Annotated in this window: 9 protein-coding genes; 5 read left to right on the top strand and 4 right to left on the bottom strand. The window is 38.7% G+C overall.

The window, feature by feature from the left end; translation table 11 throughout:
* Positions 1-445: 445 nt before the first annotated feature.
* Positions 446-1,327 (top strand): 1-acyl-sn-glycerol-3-phosphate acyltransferase, encoded by an 882-nt coding sequence (locus GAB14E_RS05750; RefSeq protein WP_033083556.1) that lies wholly within the window; start codon positions 446-448, stop codon positions 1,325-1,327.
* A 127-nt stretch (positions 1,328-1,454) separates the two neighbouring features.
* On the opposite strand, the gene pulA is transcribed toward GAB14E_RS05750, so the two are convergent.
* Together pulA and GAB14E_RS05760 are read right to left on the bottom strand one after the other, a co-directional pair.
* Positions 1,455-4,328, bottom strand: a complete 2,874-nt coding sequence (pulA, locus tag GAB14E_RS05755; RefSeq protein ID WP_033083555.1) for a pullulanase-type alpha-1,6-glucosidase — start codon at positions 4,326-4,328, stop codon at positions 1,455-1,457.
* Between the two features lie 104 nt (positions 4,329-4,432).
* Entirely contained in the window at positions 4,433-5,389 is a 957-nt protein-coding gene (locus GAB14E_RS05760) for a LysR family transcriptional regulator (RefSeq protein WP_033083554.1), read from the bottom strand.
* 180 nt (positions 5,390-5,569) lie between these two features.
* Between GAB14E_RS05760 and GAB14E_RS05765 the strand changes: the two genes are divergently transcribed.
* A complete protein-coding gene (locus GAB14E_RS05765; RefSeq protein WP_231562082.1) occupies positions 5,570-6,499 on the top strand; it encodes a TlpA family protein disulfide reductase in 930 nt (309 codons plus the stop codon).
* 128 nt (positions 6,500-6,627) lie between these two features.
* On the opposite strand, the gene GAB14E_RS05770 is transcribed toward GAB14E_RS05765, so the two are convergent.
* Entirely contained in the window at positions 6,628-10,572 is a 3,945-nt protein-coding gene (locus GAB14E_RS05770; RefSeq protein WP_052093918.1) for an alpha-1,6-glucosidase domain-containing protein, read from the bottom strand.
* A gap of 294 nt (positions 10,573-10,866) precedes the next feature.
* Here GAB14E_RS05770 and GAB14E_RS05775 point away from each other — a divergent pair, with 294 nt between their 5' ends.
* The 3 genes from GAB14E_RS05775 to GAB14E_RS05785 all read left to right on the top strand — a co-directional run bounded on the left by GAB14E_RS05775 (position 10,867) and on the right by GAB14E_RS05785 (position 16,277).
* Positions 10,867-13,674 (top strand): TonB-dependent receptor, encoded by a 2,808-nt coding sequence (locus GAB14E_RS05775; RefSeq protein WP_033083552.1) that lies wholly within the window; start codon positions 10,867-10,869, stop codon positions 13,672-13,674.
* 143 nt (positions 13,675-13,817) lie between these two features.
* Positions 13,818-15,335, top strand: a complete 1,518-nt coding sequence (locus GAB14E_RS05780; RefSeq protein ID WP_033083599.1) for a tryptophan halogenase family protein — start codon at positions 13,818-13,820, stop codon at positions 15,333-15,335.
* A gap of 33 nt (positions 15,336-15,368) precedes the next feature.
* Positions 15,369-16,277 carry an aldo/keto reductase gene (locus GAB14E_RS05785; protein WP_033083551.1) on the top strand — a complete coding sequence of 303 codons (909 nt, stop codon included), beginning with the start codon at positions 15,369-15,371 and terminating at the stop codon, positions 16,275-16,277.
* A 79-nt stretch (positions 16,278-16,356) separates the two neighbouring features.
* On the opposite strand, the gene GAB14E_RS05790 is transcribed toward GAB14E_RS05785, so the two are convergent.
* Positions 16,357-17,046 (bottom strand): hypothetical protein, encoded by a 690-nt coding sequence (locus GAB14E_RS05790; protein ID WP_033083550.1) that lies wholly within the window; start codon positions 17,044-17,046, stop codon positions 16,357-16,359.
* Between the last annotated feature and the right edge of the window lie 38 nt (positions 17,047-17,084).

Genomic DNA, 17,084 nt, shown 5'->3' with positions numbered 1-17,084 from the left:
ATAATTGATTGTATATAAATACAAGTAACTCTTCTAGTGAATATAATAACTTCTCTTCTATTATCCTCAGTATAGTGTAAAGCATTGCCCTTAAGAATTATTAATGTAAATACAATGCATTAGCCCTAGTTTAGGGCTATTCAAGCAGTTTTTGTATAGCAAACAGCCATAAAAATTCAGACTTAAATTAGTGAATATTTATGTTTTAAACAGTTAAATTATTCTCTTAGTTCTATTTCCTTGGCTAAAGCCCTGCTAATAGCTTGTTATTATTGAGAACAGTGCCATAACCCTAAGACAATGCCAAGTCACTTTCAAACAAGCGCTCAACTTCAATCAGTCTAAAATGAGCAAAGTGAACGAAATAGCTAGCTACATCAATATTTCCTGCCACTTACCTGCTACAATAACCCTATCTTCGTAGTAACTTTGTATAAACTTTACCATGGCTAAAAAAACACTCACCATTAGAGAAAAAACCATCTTCGACGGTATTTTCACAAAATATTTCTTAAAATTTATCTTCTCATCGTGGTTCAAAATCGCTGGTTGGAAACTTTGTAAAATAGCACCTGAGGGTGCTGGTGTGGCAATTGCAGCACCTCATACCTCAAACTGGGATTTTGTTTACGCCTTAGGCGCGGCAATTTTACAAGATGTTAAAATTTATTTCTCAGTAAAAGAAAGCTTATGTAGAGTTCCGGTATTAGGTACTTGGATGATGTATCTAGGCGCCATTCCTATTGACCGTTCAGCAAAAGGCATAGGCCAAGTTGAGCAAATAAAAAGCTTTATTAATAGCCAGAAATTAAACCGAGTGTTTTTCTTATTTACCCCCGAAGGAACACGTGGCCTAGTACCTAAATGGAAAAGCGGATTCTACCATGTTGCTCAAGGATGTGGTTTACCAATATTTTTAGCGAAAGTTGATTATTTAAGTAAAGAGACTGGGGTTTTTCATACCTTTACTCTAACGGATAATAAAAACAATGATATTAAAGCTATACAGGCTTCTTACGAAAGTATTCAAGGTAAGTTCCCCTTACTTCAATTCCCTCCATATACTGGCCGTATGCCAAAAATATCTGAAGCGGAAGCCAAAATTATAAAAGCGCTGTATTCTTTTAAGGGTGTTGCCACCAAAGTTGAAATTACCGCGAAAACCAAATTAAGTGAGCTATCAACTAACATGTTAGATTTTTTGGTTGAAAAAGGTTTGTTAGAAAAAAGCATTAATACCGATGATAGTGTTGATAGTGTTGAGCCTCGATATCAACTTACTTTTGCCGGTCGTGGCTGTTTCTTACATTTATCGCCGAGTGTTTAAACACTGGCTAAACTAACTAAGTCTAACGCTTTAAATACATTCAAGCCCTGCTGGACAATTATTAATAATTGTCCAGCAGGGCTTTTTTATCATTAATAACCGAATACTGTTTAACGTATTTTGGCCATTACAAGTCTCTCAGCTTAACAAATACCACACTGCTTAGTGCCGGTACGATAAAGCCATTAGCCGTTACTTTGCTTGGTTTAATGACTTCATCAGCACCACTTTTCTGTATTGGGTGTAATTGATAACCCTGAGTACTGCCATAGGCAAAAGTCTGTACTTTATCACTGGTATTAAAGATAACCATTAAACTTGCTACCTTGTCATCAATAGCCACACCTTGAGTATCATCAATTTTCATTACCAATAAACCTAACTGTTGGTTATCAGTATTAAGAAAACTCACTTTATCAATAATGTCTTGTTCACTGGTTAATCTAAATAGTGGAGTGCTCATACGTATAGCTAACATGTTGATAAAGATGTTACTGCTTCGCTGAATTTGCTCTGCATTAACTTGATCACGCCCTTGATGTCCTGCTAATACTTGTTTAATTAAAGGCCAGTTCGCTTTATCTTTCTCTGCTGGTGGTAAACCAACATTATAGAAGTTATCTTTTTTGGAGAAATCAACGCGGTTAAACCAGTCACTATAGTCATAACTATCTCGAAGGAATGACTTAGAACGCATAAACTCTGAGCCCATATGCAAGAAAGGTATGCCCTGGGCGAAAAAGGTGTAAGACAAGCTTTGTAGATGCATCCTCACCCTGTCTTCCGTCGATACATCAAATGCTAGGCGATATTGACTGTTATCCCAAAGGGTTTGGTTATCATGCTTGGAAACATAGTTAATTGTATCAGCAGGGTCTAGGGCATAACCTGTTGGCTGATCACCATATGGGATATCTTTGCCTAATACTTTTTTGCCATTATTCTCACCATTGTGAAATCTTAACGGGAAGTTAATTAAGTTACCGGCTAAGCCAATACGTAATTGATCCATACGTAAATTATAATCCGCCCGACTTTCTTCTTCATTTTGCTTTTCATTGGCTTTGTCATTAGGGAAGGTTAATAGACCATTACCTACGCCTTGAGAATCTCGGGTATTGTTACCGCCGCCACGAACGGCATCGCGTAATCTGTCAGAGAAAGTGCCTATTTCACTGCCACCTAACTCTAACTGGCTGGCTTGAACAAACTGGCTATTGCTAGCGACTTCACCAAAGTTCCAACCTTCACCATAAAAGTAAGTATCACTGTCTACTTGGCGTACAGCTTCTCTTGCCATTAACATGGCATTTTTGGGTTGATGGCCCATTAAATCAAAACGAAATCCATCAATTTTATAATCACGCGCCCAAACGACTAATGAGTCTGTCATCATTTTTGCCATCATTACACGCTCTGTCGCGGTATTATCACAACATGTCGATTGCTCAATAGCGCCTGTTAGTGGGTCTAAACGATGGTAATAATTAGGCACTATTTTATCTAATACCGCATTGCTTTCTAATCCTGCTTGGTGAGTATGGTTATAAACCACGTCCATAATCACCCGAAACCCCATAGAATGGAGGCTTTGCACCATTTCTCTAAATTCAACTAAACGTGATACACCTTTTGCTTCAACAGCATAACTGCCTTCAGGCACTGTGTAATGAAAAGGGTCATAACCCCAGTTATAGTTGTCATGTTCACGTAATTGACTCACTAATTGCTGTGCTTTTTCTCCAGCAACCGAAAAACCCTGTAATAACGACCTAATTGACTGTTTTTCATCGTAAGATTGCTGACAGATACTGGTATTTGGTGTAATAGTACAAAGCTTAGCCAGGCTATCATCTATATCAAGATGTTTAGATTCATCTTCGTTAACCGTAGCAATGTCAAAAGTAGGCAATAGGTGAATATTATTTAGCCCTGCTGCTTGTAGTGCTTTTAGATGTTTTATGCCATCAGACTTTTGTTCACTAAAAGCTTTGTATTTACCTTTAAATTTAGCATTACTTAACTGCTGCTCGTTCGAGCTAAAATCGCGAATATGTGTTTCATAAAAGACATTATCTTCGACATTATTAACCGTAGGTATTTGCTGATTAAGCCAGTTTTCTGGTTGAGTAATAGCGTCATTTAAGTCAACTACCTGTGAATATTCACTATTAACAGATAAACTCAAAGAATATGGATCGGTAACTGATAATGACTCTATTTTTTTCGAAGCTGGATGATAAACATCAAGTTGATATTTATAATAAACATATTTGGCGTGTTCATCTGATAATGCCTGCCAAACACCGGTATTAGTATCTTCTACCATTTTAAGGTTTCCAGCTGAAATGGCTTGTAAATCATCATCAAAAAGTTGCACCGATACCGACTGCGCCGTTGGAGCCCATAACTTGAAACTAACACCTTGTTTAGTAATAACCGCACCTAAGTCAGTCACTTCATCAGCATCGTTCTCACCCTGGGTATAAAGTGCATCAATTACCGGCCCTATTTGCACAAAAGAAACCTTTTGTACTTGCTGAGCTCTATCAAGAGCAACAACCATTAATTGTTGCTTTAACCACGCCTTAACTTTCGTCTGTGACAAGTCAACTTTATAAGCCTGAAACTCAGCAAGGTGCGGGAATTTTTTAGCTAAATTTTCAGGGAAATCGACTGGCAATAATGTAACTGCATCAAATTCTTTTATTGATGTATTGAGTAATTGATATAACAGTTCTTTGTTTGTTTTAGGTAAAACTAATAATTCAGCTGTTAACCAATGAGCTGAACTATCACTCGCTAGATTGACTAGTTCACTAGTAATAGCAGCATTTTTATCAGTGGTAACAGTTTCATTGTCGACACTGATTTCTGCTTGCTGTAATTGTGGCGGTTCACTTATTTCACCACATGCACTGACAAGCATAATCGTTGAGAGCGCAAGAGAAATAGTGCGATTAATCGTTGAATTAGCGGGAGAAAAAGAAGTTACTTTCATGATAGAGGAGTCGTTAAATTTGTTATGGATATTAACTTACTCGTTCAGAGATTAGATAAAAACTAGTTTTAGCTAATTACATACGTATTCAGTATTGAGAAGTATCAGGCACCAGTGATCTCGCTCGGTATTTCCCATGTATCAAGCCAGGTTTGCGATGGCGACTCCCCTATTTCTTTAAGATAATTTTTGACAAACTCGATAAATACTTGCATGCGTTTGGGTAAGTCTTTACGTTTAGGGTAAACAATAAATACCCCAGCATTGGGAAAGTCATCAAGTTTTGCCACAACCTTCATCTTGCCTGCAACAACTAAGGCCTTGGCGGTAAAATGGGGCATAAGGCTAAGCCCTAAACCTTCTGCGCACATTTGCGCCATCGCTTCACCATCATCAACAATAGTGACCTTTTCAGGCTCAAAGTTAATAGTGCGACCTTGATAAGAGAAGTTTATCGGCATGGTCTTACCCGTTTGCTTGAAGCGAAACAATACCCAAGGCAAAGCGGCCAGTACTTTATTAGAAATTACAAACTCTCGCGTGCTTATTAAATCCTTACTACTACACAAAACAAAAGGCATTGGTGACAGCTTTTGTGCCACCAAACGGCTATCATTTAATGTACCACTGCGAATAGAAACATCGACCGCATCACTAATCATATCGACATAGTGATCATTAAAACTGACATCTAACTGGATTTCAGGATAGGCCTTTTTAAATTGACTTAACATTGGCAGCATATACATACGGCCATACGATACCGGTAAGTTAATTTTCAACGCTCCACTGTAACTATTATTGTCTGATTTTAATTCTTGTTCACACGACTCAAGTTGTTGATAGAGAGAGCCAACCGTATCTGCATACTTCTGTCCTGCTGAGGTCAAACTCAATTGCCGAGTAGAGCGATATAACAATTGCAAACCGAGTTGCTCTTCTAACCTTTTAATCGCTTTACTTACTGTAGAGGGGTCGGTCGAATGTTTTTTGGCGGTTGCAGAAAAGCTGCCAGTTTCGATAGTCGACATAAACAAAGCGATGGTTTTAAATTTATCCATAGTGCTCTTTCTTAATAAATGGAATGAGTAAATGTTATTAATGAATTATATTCACCAATGTAATTCATTATCCGCACTTCTGATAATAATAATTTGCCGTAAACTGAGTTTTATTGAAATGGCTAAGCAGAAAAATCTATAAATCACCTTCAACTAATTACCAAAAGGTTCCTTATGTTCATGTTAAAAAGATTGTTATTGTCCATCACTCTGACACTATTTATCAGTCCAGTTTCTTTGCTGCAAGCCAGTAACTTATCGAAACAGTTATTAACTGTACCTATGACCTTAACCACTGGAGAAGTGATTACCTTAGAACAATATCAAGGTAAAAAGCCGGTCTATTTAAAGTTTTGGGCAACGTGGTGCAAACCCTGTATTGAGCAAATGCCCCACTTTGAAAAAATCAGCCAACAACATGGTGACAATTTAGCGGTCATCGCCATTAATCTAGGTATCAATGATAATTTAACTGCAGTGCAAAAAGTGCAGCAAGAGTTCAACTTATCAATGCCTATGGCTATCGATAATAGTGGCGACTTAGCGCAAGCATTCAGGTTACTAGGTACCCCATATCATTTATTGTTTGATAAACAAATGAACTTAGTTCACCTCGGCCACAAAGCCGATTCAGTGCTTGATAACAAAATAGCTCTGATTAGTAACAATCAGCCGTTAGACTTATTGGCCGACAATGCTATTACAGAAACTGCGTTGCCACTGGAGTTAGGACTTAATAACAATAAAACACAGGCGTTTTTATTTACTGCCTCTTGGTGTGATTGGTACTTTAAAGACTCTCGTCCAAGCGCATCACAACAATGTATTGCGGCACAAAATTCTGTCAATGATTTAACCCTGCAGTTTGACAACATCGAATGGCAAGGCATCATTTCAAGACTTTGGACAGGACCTGCTGAACTGGCGAATTACACCAAAAAGTATCAGGTAAAACATGCCATTGCGATTGATGTTAGCAATGGTATGTTTCATCAATATGCGGTGAAAGAATTACCGAGCTTAGTCATTGTAAAAAATGGTGAAGTTATATTAAAAACGTCTGACTTTTCCGAGCCTGAATCTTTAGCGAAGCAAATATCGAAGCTGTAAGCAGAGTAATAATTTACAAGTAGCTTTCCTGTGCAAAGTTACAATGAAAAAGGCTTGCTGATTTACTCAGCAAGCCTTGTTAACTTATCACTTAGAAGTATAGGCCTAAGTGATTAACTATATTTAGCTTAAGGTTGGCACTGCTGAATAATTAAATTACCAACATTCGCGCCCGGTGCAGGGGTAGCTTCATTAAGTGTTAATAAAAAGCTATAACTGCCAGCAGGTAAGTTCGCTGCATTATTCGTTTCACCGGCATTTTCATAAGCAACATTATAATTAATACCTACGCTAAGGTTGTCAGGGTTAATGTTAGTACTATCGTTAGCTTGTGCCCACAATTGTGTGGTCCAGCTATCATCATCAGAGGCTAATTTAAATGACATTGCACCATCAAAATCGGCAACGGCTTGATATTGCTTATTGCCTTTATAATGTAAACGATATAACTCATTTGCGCCCCAGCCAGAATGATCACCTCTGACATAGAGTTCACCGCTGCCAGCAATGTCAAATGGAATACCATCAGCAGAGTCAGTTAATAAAGAACAATCAACCGTAGGTGAAACACTGCTAACCGTTATCACTGGCGTAGCAATTGAAGCATCAAAGGTGAAAGTAAAGCTACCTTCAGCATCAGCTGTGAAATCCATGTTTCCGCCATTATTTGTCACTGCAATTGAGTTTGCATCAATACTGACATCAATAAAGCCTAAATCAATCGCTACTGAATCAATGGAGGTTATGGTAAAGCTTTGCACGCCAGCAGTTAGGCTAGTGTTTAAACTATAAATGCCATTACCGTCGTAGGTAAAAGTATCTGCTGAAGTAAAACCATCAGCGCCATCGTTGTTCATCGAACCACGCAGATAAATCGTGTTATTACCATAAGGTGCAACATCGACAGCATCTCGAGTAATACCCGCTGCTAATCCTATTCCTTGGGCACCAACTTGCATTTTAACAAATACTGCAGTGGTATAAGCAGGTACTGTAAAGGTGCCTTCACCCGTTCCCCCGGTAAAGCTTGCTGCTTGGACACTGCTATCTACAGACGTTTTCTGTATCGAGTGAAGAGTAAAATTAGTTGCCGTACTGATGGTATGACTTTGCTGGGCATCAGTGCCGTTAATGACCACAACAATAGCGTCATAGTTATTATCTAAATCCGTTAGTTGAGGAGAACCCTCAATACCACTATCAATACCATCATCGATGCTCATCACGATCAAACCTTGGGTTTGATTAGCGCCGGTATTATGAAAACCAACACGGTCAATAATATCTTGCTCTGTGGTTAATCTAAATAATGAACTATCACTACGAATAGCTAAGAACTCAGCAAAGATCGCAGAGCTGAAATCAATATCGCTATTATCAACGGCTATTTCGATGTTACTTTTTATGGTGGCAATCGTTGTTAAATTACTATCGTTACTATTATCAATCGGTGTACCAGCCTGCCAGTTATTACTTTGGTTGGTATAATCAACGGCGTTATACCAATCACCTGCATCATAGGTATTTCTGTCCATGGATTTAGAGCGCATCTTATCTAGTCCTAATTGGAAGAAAGGTATGCCTTGGCTTAATAACGGAATGCTTGCCGATAAGGTATGCACACGCACACGATCATCATTGAGCATTGCTGTAGGTAAGTTATATTGTAAATAGTCCCATAAAGTTTCATTATCATGTTTCGAAACATAGTTAATGATATCGGCAGGATCTAAAGCGTAAGCTTGACCATCTGAAAAATCACGACCTAGCTTAGTAATGCCTTTAAAATCTTGCAGTTGATAATTTTGTAAAGTGCCCGCTAAACCACGACGAATTTTATCTATTTTATTTAAATCAGGTGAGCTGACCGAAAGTACCGCTTCACGAATGGCATCACGTGGACGATCATTAAAGGTACCAACCTCTGAGCCTGCCATCGTTTCTTGAATGGCATTTTCAAATAAACGACCACTTACAACTTCTCCCCAGTTCCAGCCTTCACCATAAAAGTAATTATCAGGGTCAATAGCTTGCACCGCTTCACGAGCAGCCAAAATATTAGCTTTAGGCATATGTCCCATAATATCAAAACGGAAGCTATCAAATTTATACTGCTTGGCCCATTGCACTAAAGAATCAACGACAAACTTGCCCATCATCACATGCTCGGTAGCCGTATTATCACAACAGGTAGATTTTTCTAAATCACCAGAGATCTCGTTGTACCTGTGATAATAACCCGGCACCATTTTATCAAAAACAGAGTTATCCCATAAGCCAGACGCTGAAGTATGGTTATAAACTACATCGAGAACGACTCTAAAACCTAAGTCGTGTAAGGCTTTGTTCATTTCGCGCATTTCTTTAATACGTGTTACGCCATCAGCATTTGAAGCATAACTGCCTTCTGGTGCATTAAAATGATGCGGGTCGTAACCCCAGTTAAAGCTATCGATACCACGCATAGCTGCAACTAAATCTTTAGCGTCATTGCTTGTTGGCTGATAACTTTCTAACACCGAAAGAATAGTGGCGCTATTATCTTCCACACCACATACCGGTGCACTAGCATCTAAAGCACATAATTCGGCAACCGTATTATGAATATTAACCGTTTCTCCTACCCCTTCTTTAATGGTCGCTATGTCATTGGCGGGTAACATATGAAAATGAGTGACACCAGCGTCGGCTAGGATTTTCAGGTATTGCACGGCATTTGAATCAGTTTCAGTAAAAGCTAAGTATTTACCACGATTTTCTGCTGTTGTGGTGCTATCAGTGACACTAAAGTCTCGAATATGCGCCTCTAAAATCACCGCATCTTCAATTTCTACAATCGTTGGTGATAAATGATTATCCCAACCAACGGGCTTTAAATCATCATCATTTAAGTTAACAAATTGCGAATACAAACCATTAGTCGCTAAACTCACTGAGTAAGGGTCAGTTGACCAAATGTTTTCAATTTTTTGTGAAATCGGGTGATAAATACTGACTTGATAACGGAAAAACTTACGATCATAAGATGTCTTATCACCGGTAAATGACCATATACCTGTTGCATCATCAAGTATCATAGATTCGGTACTGGTTAAGGTTTTAGCCTCATCAAATACTTGTAAGGCAACAACCTGAGCTGTTGGTGCCCAAACTGAAGCTGTAATATTATCGTTGCTATAAACAACACCGAAAGTTGCTTCATTTGCATCAAAATCACCTGAGGTATAAATATCATCAAGGGCTTTGGCAATTTGCACACGTGTTGCCGATAACATCTCACCATCCGCTGAATACGCTATTGCTACTAACTCACCTTTTAAAGCGGCTTTAATTAATGATAAGTCGGCAGTCGTTGCATAAGCTGCAAATGAATCTTTAATATGAGGCACCAATGCGGCTTCATTTTCGCTAAGAGTACTTGGGGTAAAGCTAATAAAGTTATCACCCGCTATGCCGGTAACAGAATCAAAACCTAGGTCAGCATTAGCTGAATGGTATATACGAACTTCAACGGTATTGTCAGTAGGTAGTAAAATTGTAGAAGCCGTTAACCAATGTGCGCTAGCATCTTCGATAAATACACCTTTAGAGGCTAATATAGCGGCGGTATATAATTCACTGTTACCGGACAATGTCCAAATAGTGTGTTCACCGGTTAGGTCGACTACGTTATTAGTATCACCACCAATGTCTTTTTCATCACCTTTATGCACAATAAAATTAGCACAACCGTTATGATCAGTTTTTAGTGGCAGTATCCAATAAGCACCATAGTTTGCATCTATGCCGCTGTTTTCTTGTCCTGATGCCCATTCGGTATTTTCGCTGGTGTAGGAATCACAGCCATCGCCATTCCATAAATGTAATACCCAGTCGTCATAACTATCATCAGAGCGGTCGTAGAAAATAACTAACTCGTTATCACCTGCGCTAGCCACTGGCTCTGGTAAAGTATCAACCACAGGGATTGGTGTAACTTCGTCAGTCGTTTCATCACCCTCTTCACAGGCAAGTAAACTTACTGAGGTGAGCGTAACAATTAAAATATTCCTTAAGCTTTTTATTAAAATCAAAACTATTTCCTTTTATTGTTTTTAGTTTCTCTTTTAACCTAATGACTTGTTTATTTTTAAAACAGTCGTTGCATACGTATTCAATGTACATGGAAGGCCAAGCTACCCGTTGAATACGTATGCAACGGCTATCCATCTGTAATTTGCCCCTTTATATTAAAGTTGCTCACAAATAATAACGAATTAATACACGTGAGCAACATAACGAACATTTTAAATACAAACATATAATTATTAGGCTAAATGGAAGTTAGCCTATAAAATTAATCAAGGATGGCTAGGGGAGAATATTCAATGCTACATTTTAAACCAAGCAAAATGACTTTAGCTCTACTTTCAAGTGGCTTAATGGCATTAAGCACTGCGAGTTTTGCTGCCGAAGAAGTCAAAGCAGAAGAGAAAGCAGCTGAAGAAGAAGTTGAAGTAATTCAAGTTACTGGCTTTCGTAAAAGCTTAGTTGAATCAATCAACTTAAAACGTTATTCATCAAACGTTGTTGAAGCCATTTCTGCTGAAGACATTGGTAAACTACCTGACTCTTCTATTGCTGAGTCGATCGCACGTTTACCTGGCCTTGCGGCACAACGTATTGACGGACGTGCCAGTAAAGTCAGCATTCGTGGTTTTGGTGAAAATGAAAGTGGCACCACCTTAAATGGTCGTGAGCAAGTGTCTATCGGTGATAACCGTGGCGTTGAATTTGACTTATACCCTTCTGAAATTATGAGCGGTGTTACCGTTTATAAAACACCAAATGCCAGCCTCGAAGGTGAAGGAATTGCCGGCGTTATTGATTTACAAACAATCAAACCACTCAACCAAGATGGTCGTGTTATTCAATTTAACGGTACCTATGAAAAGACCAGCTTTGATAAGTTAAATCCTGATGGAGATGATGCTGGCTTAAAAGGTACATTCTTTTATATGGATCAGTTTGCTGATGATACCTTAGGTGTTGCTTTTGCTTATACTACTATGACATCGCCAAACCAAGAGAAGCGTTGGAATGCTTGGGGTTATCCTGAGTTTGAGTATGAAGATGGTTCAAAGGGTTCTATTTTAGGTGGTGCTAAGCCATATGTACGCTCTTCAACATTAGAGCGTGATTCTGCCATGTTAGTTATCGAAGCGGCACCAACTAACAACTTAAAAATGACCTTTGATGCACTTTACGTTGATTTTTTAGATACTAAAATATTACGTGGTATTGAAATTCCTTTTGCTTGGGGTCAAGGCAGTATTTCTGCAGATACCGCAGTAATTGATCCGGCAACTGGCTTTGTCACCAGTGCCATAACTCAAGATCAACGCGTTGTAGTACGTAATGACTATGAAGAGCGTGATGCGGAGTTAATGTCATTCGGTTTTAATACTTCATGGGCAGCAAGCGATACTTGGACTTTAGACTTTGATGCCAGTTACTCTAAAGTAGAACGTGATGTTTACAGTGTTGAAAGTTACTCAGGTACTGGTCGTGGCGATAGTCGTGGTGCAGCTGATGATTTGGGTTACACTTTCGATTCTGGTAATACCGGAGCGACTTTTAGCCATGGACTTGATTATAGCGATTACAATCTAATTCAATTAGGCGGACCGTTAAGTTGGGGTTGGAGTGGTGCTCTTAATGATAAATATGGCGTTACCGGTACTGACTATGAAAACCAATTACAAGATGGTTTTATAAATACCCCGAGTATTGATGACGAGTTACAGTCTTTGAAATTTGCTGCTAGTCAGGAAATTGATTCAAACTTCATTTCAGATATCACTTACGGTGTTTCTTATCGTGAACGTGAAAAAACTAAAAAATCTGAAGGCTATTTCATGACCTTAAGCAGCTTTAGCTACCCTGATAATCCTGGGATGCAATCGGTACCAGAAGAGTATCGTTTAGGCAGTGCTAATTTAGACTTTATTGGTATGGGCGACATGATAGCCTACGATACCATGGGTTTAATCAACGATGGTTATTATGACTTATTACAAGAAAGCTTAACCAACCCAACTCATGCCACTAAGTCTTGGACGGTGAATGAAAAAGTAATGTCGGCATTTGTTCAAGCTGAGCTTGTGACTGATATTGCCGGTTTACCACTTACGGGGAACTTTGGTGTACGTTATGTTTATACTGACCAGTCTTCACAAGGTAATGCCTTTAATACCGTTAATGGTTTAGTAGTTACTGAGCCTACTGATGTAAGTCATGATTATGGTCACTTTTTACCTAGTATCAACTTGTCATTGCAAATTGATGATACTCAAACGTTACGCTTTGGTGCAGCTAAAACCATATCTCGTGCCCGTTTAGATGAAATGAATGCTTCATTTAATGCCACATATAACCAAACACCTGATGAACAAGGTAACTACTGGAGTGTTGAAGGTGGTAACCCGTCGCTTGAACCAAAAGAAGCCATTGGTATAGATCTATCTTATGAGAATTACTTTAGTGATGAAGGTTATTTTGCGGTAGCTCTTTTCCATAAAGATTTACAAAACTGGATTTTCGACGGAAGTTATGAGGTTGATATGACAGGTGTTGCCGATCCATCCACGGGTGAATTACCAGCAACAACTTCAGGTACAGGTAAAGGTAAAGTGAACGGCGGCGACGGTACACTTTGGGGTTATGAACTTTCCGCAACTTTACCATTTAACATGATGTCAGAGCACCTAGACGGTTTTGGACTTATTGCTAGCTACACTGGCATTGAATCAGACATGAAAGATCAAAATGGTGATGACTACCAATTACCAGGTTTATCAGACAGTATTACCAGTGCAACCTTCTATTATGATAAAAATGGTTTCTCAGCTCGTGCTAGCATGCGTAAACGTGGAGCCTTTAAAGGCGATGTTTACGGCTTAGGTTTCGATACCGTGCAAGTTGATATTGTTGGTGAAACCATTGTTGATGCACAAATTGGTTATGACTTTGGTGAAGGTGGTTTTGAACGTTTAGAAGGGTTGTCTATCTTCTTACAAGCTTATAACTTAACTGAAGAGCCGTTCACTTCATTGCAAGGTGATAACGCATTGCAAGTACGTGATTACCAAGACTACGGTAGCACTTATTTACTGGGATTTAGCTATAAAATGTAATAATTTTAGCTAAACCACTTTAGTTAAATGCTACTAATAAAAGCCCTAGTGAACATGTGTTACTAGGGCTTTTTATTTCAACAATAAAGATTTATGGTCAGGTTAAGGAAAGTCCAATGCAACAAACTAACAGTCAAAGTCATATGCAAGATAAGATTCAAAAAGTTGTTATTGTCGGTGGTGGCACTGCCGGTTGGATGACTGCATCTTTACTAGCAAAAACCTTAGGTAAAACCCTCGAAATAAGCCTAGTAGAGTCTGACAAAATAGGCATCATCGGTGTTGGCGAAGCGACTATCCCACCAATAATTAATTTTAACAGTGCTATTGGTATTAATGAAAAAGCCTTTATTAAAGCGACCCAAGGTACCATTAAGTTAGGCATAGAGTTTAATAATTGGCATCGAAATGGCGATAGTTATATGCATGCTTTTGGCAAGATAGGTAAAAAACTCCCTTTTTGTGATTTTAATCATTTTTGGCTACGGGCGCAGCAGGATAAACGAGGTAACGCTAATGCCAGTAGCACTATTGATACGAGTAGCTTTTGGGATTTTTCACTGAATTACCAAGCAGCGAAACAGCATAAATTTGCCCCAATAAATAACATTCCCAATACTAATTTACCGGGTATCGCCCATGCATATCATTTTGATGCTGGTTTATACGCTAAGTTTTTACGTAAACACGCAACAAATTTGGGAGTCAAGCGTATTGAAGGTACTATCACAAAAGTGAATCAGCATACTGACTCTGGCTTTATCAACAGCTTATCACTTGAAAACGATACCAATATTGCCGGTGATTTATTTATCGATTGCAGCGGACTTGCTGCTTTATTAATAGAAAAAACCCTTAGTACCGGTTATGAAGATTACTCACACTGGTTGCCTTGTGATCGTGCTATTGCAGTTCCTTGTGAAAAAGTTGAACCAATTGAACCCTATACTCGTTCAACCGCACATAATTTTGGTTGGCAATGGCGTATTCCACTGCAACATAGAACGGGTAATGGTTTAGTGTATTCAAGTAAACACATGAGCGACGACGAAGCGAAAGAATTACTGCTCAATAATCTTGACGGTAAAGCGCTAGCAGAGCCAAGAGTAATCCCTTTTAAAACCGGTCGCCGTCGTAAACAATGGCATAACAATGTTATAGCCATTGGTTTATCTAGTGGTTTCTTTGAACCTCTTGAATCCACCAATATTCATTTAATTCAAACCGCTGCCATACGATTAATGAAGTTCTTTCCGCATAACGGTATTAAACAAATAGAGGTTGATGAATTTAATGCTCAGTCTAAAGTTGAACTGGAAGGCATTCGTGATTTTATCATCTTGCATTACAAACTTAACAACCGAGGCGATAGTGAGTTTTGGCGTGCTTGTCAGCGCATGGATATACCTGAATCATTAGTTACAAAAATAGAATTATTTAAAAAAACGGGTAAAGTCTTTTGCAAACCTGATGACTTATTTACTGAAATAGCCTGGCAGCAAGTGATGATAGGCCAGGGTAATATCCCTGAAGATTATCATCCCTTGGTTGATACTTTATCCATTGAACAACGGACCGATTTAATGGCAAGTTTGAAAACATTGATCAATCGTACGGTAGAGAAACTGCCTAGCCATGATGAGTTTTTACAGTCACTTTAACCACGGTACATAATTATAAAACAAAGGCATAAAATGCAAAAAATAAAATTTAACTCTTCAAAGGTCATCAGCTCACGCCTTATTTATGGCTGTATGCGCATTGCCGGTGATAATACTCCTGCGGATAAAACTAAGGGTAAGTTGGCACTTAGGACTGCACTTGAAGTGGGTTATACCCATTTTGATCATGCTGATATTTATGGCGCTGGTCACTGTGAAAGCTTATTTGGTGAGTTATTAACTGAGCTTAAACAAGAAACGCCAGATATTCGCGAGCAACTTATTATTACCTCAAAAGCAGGCATTCGTCCTGATCCACAACGTTATGACTTTTCAGCAGATTACCTAACAACCAGTGTTGAAAACTCACTAAAACGATTAAATGTTGATTACCTCGATATGTTCTTACTGCATCGTCCTGATTATTTATTTAATGCCGAGCAAGTTGCGCAAACATTTGAGCAACTAAAAGCAAGCGGAAAAGTGAAACACTTTGGCGTAAGTAACTTCTCTCCTTCACAACTGAGCTTATTGCAATCAGCTTTAGATAAGCCATTATTGGTTAATCAAATAGAAATTAATATTCATAATATCAGCAGCTTGACCGACGGCAGTTTAGATCAGTGTCAGCAGCTAGGCATTACACCTATCGCTTGGTGTCCACTTGGTGGAGTCGTTTACCCTGCTTGGGGAAATACTTTCTCAAAAGCTGATGAACAACGCATTGCCGCTGAATTAGCAAGACAAGCGGAGTTATATAACTGCTCAACTTGGCAACTTATTTTAGCTTGGTTACTTAAACATCCAGCCAATATCTGTCCTATCATTGGTTCAACTACGCCAGAGCGAATTGTCGCGGCGAAACAAGCCTTATCCATTGTCTATAATCATGCCGATTGGTACCGCTTGCTTGAAGCAAGAAATGGTTATCCGCAGCCTTAAGTCGCCAACTCGTAGTCAAATACTATTAGCGTATTAGCTTAGTTAATACGCTTTTTCTTTTATAAATATAGAAATAAAATTAAGCCCTTAAGCCATAAAAAAAACTACATTTGGGCAATGTGTAATGATCATCTAATGGCTTTAATTCAATAACCTCTACTTTCCCTACCACATCCGTTATAGCGCTTTTTTGAATCTCATAGTAGAAACGCCACACTTTATTCAATGAGGTCAACTCAATATAAGGGTAACTTGTGATCTGCCACGTTCCCGTTAGTTGTTCCATTTGACTGTCAGTTTTATTCGGGTATAGAAATTGATAACTAGCGTCATTATTTAGCCTAAGTTTGATCGCTGAATCACACGCTTTACTTTTATATTCATTGGCAAGATCTTGCCTGATCACTTTATCACTTTGCCTGCCCCCATCGGGCAATAACAGCAGACCAACACTATTTTTGGTGTAATAGTGATTGCCAGCAAAGATTGGCTGCACATTAGGCATAACCCAACCTATATCAGCTAGTGTATCTATTAAAATATTTAAACTGTTTTCCCCTTCAACAAATGGCGAATAAAGCAAGGTAGATTGCTCAATACCGTCAGGAAAAACCAGAGTATTGGCTATGACATCAAAGCCTAGTTGCTCTAAATTTTTAGTAACTGCATCAGCTTCTTCTGCTGATAAATAACGCGTGTAAAGGTGAACCTTTGTTGAAGAACACGACAAAATAAAAAAGCACATCAACAAAATACTTATCATCTTCATTTTATTAAACCCCTTGCTTAAAATAACTAACCTTAATA

Origin of the sequence: Colwellia psychrerythraea (assembly GCF_000764185.1) — a bacterium.
Lineage (GTDB): Bacteria > Pseudomonadota > Gammaproteobacteria > Enterobacterales > Alteromonadaceae > Colwellia > Colwellia psychrerythraea_B.
The sequence above is the reverse complement of the archived record's forward strand: the minus strand, read 5'-3'. Positions and strand labels throughout refer to the sequence as shown.

Coding starts and splice junctions, on each gene's coding strand:
- GAB14E_RS05760 (WP_033083554.1), bottom strand. CDS start 5,389: ATGGATAAATTTAAAACCATCGCTTTGTTTATGTCGACTATCGAAACT.
- GAB14E_RS05790 (WP_033083550.1), bottom strand. CDS start 17,046: ATGAAGATGATAAGTATTTTGTTGATGTGCTTTTTTATTTTGTCGTGT.
- GAB14E_RS05775 (WP_033083552.1), top strand. CDS start 10,867: ATGCTACATTTTAAACCAAGCAAAATGACTTTAGCTCTACTTTCAAGT.
- pulA (WP_033083555.1), bottom strand. CDS start 4,328: ATGAAAGTAACTTCTTTTTCTCCCGCTAATTCAACGATTAATCGCACT.
- GAB14E_RS05785 (WP_033083551.1), top strand. CDS start 15,369: ATGCAAAAAATAAAATTTAACTCTTCAAAGGTCATCAGCTCACGCCTT.
- GAB14E_RS05765 (WP_231562082.1), top strand. CDS start 5,570: ATGTTAAAAAGATTGTTATTGTCCATCACTCTGACACTATTTATCAGT.
- GAB14E_RS05780 (WP_033083599.1), top strand. CDS start 13,818: ATGCAAGATAAGATTCAAAAAGTTGTTATTGTCGGTGGTGGCACTGCC.
- GAB14E_RS05750 (WP_033083556.1), top strand. CDS start 446: ATGGCTAAAAAAACACTCACCATTAGAGAAAAAACCATCTTCGACGGT.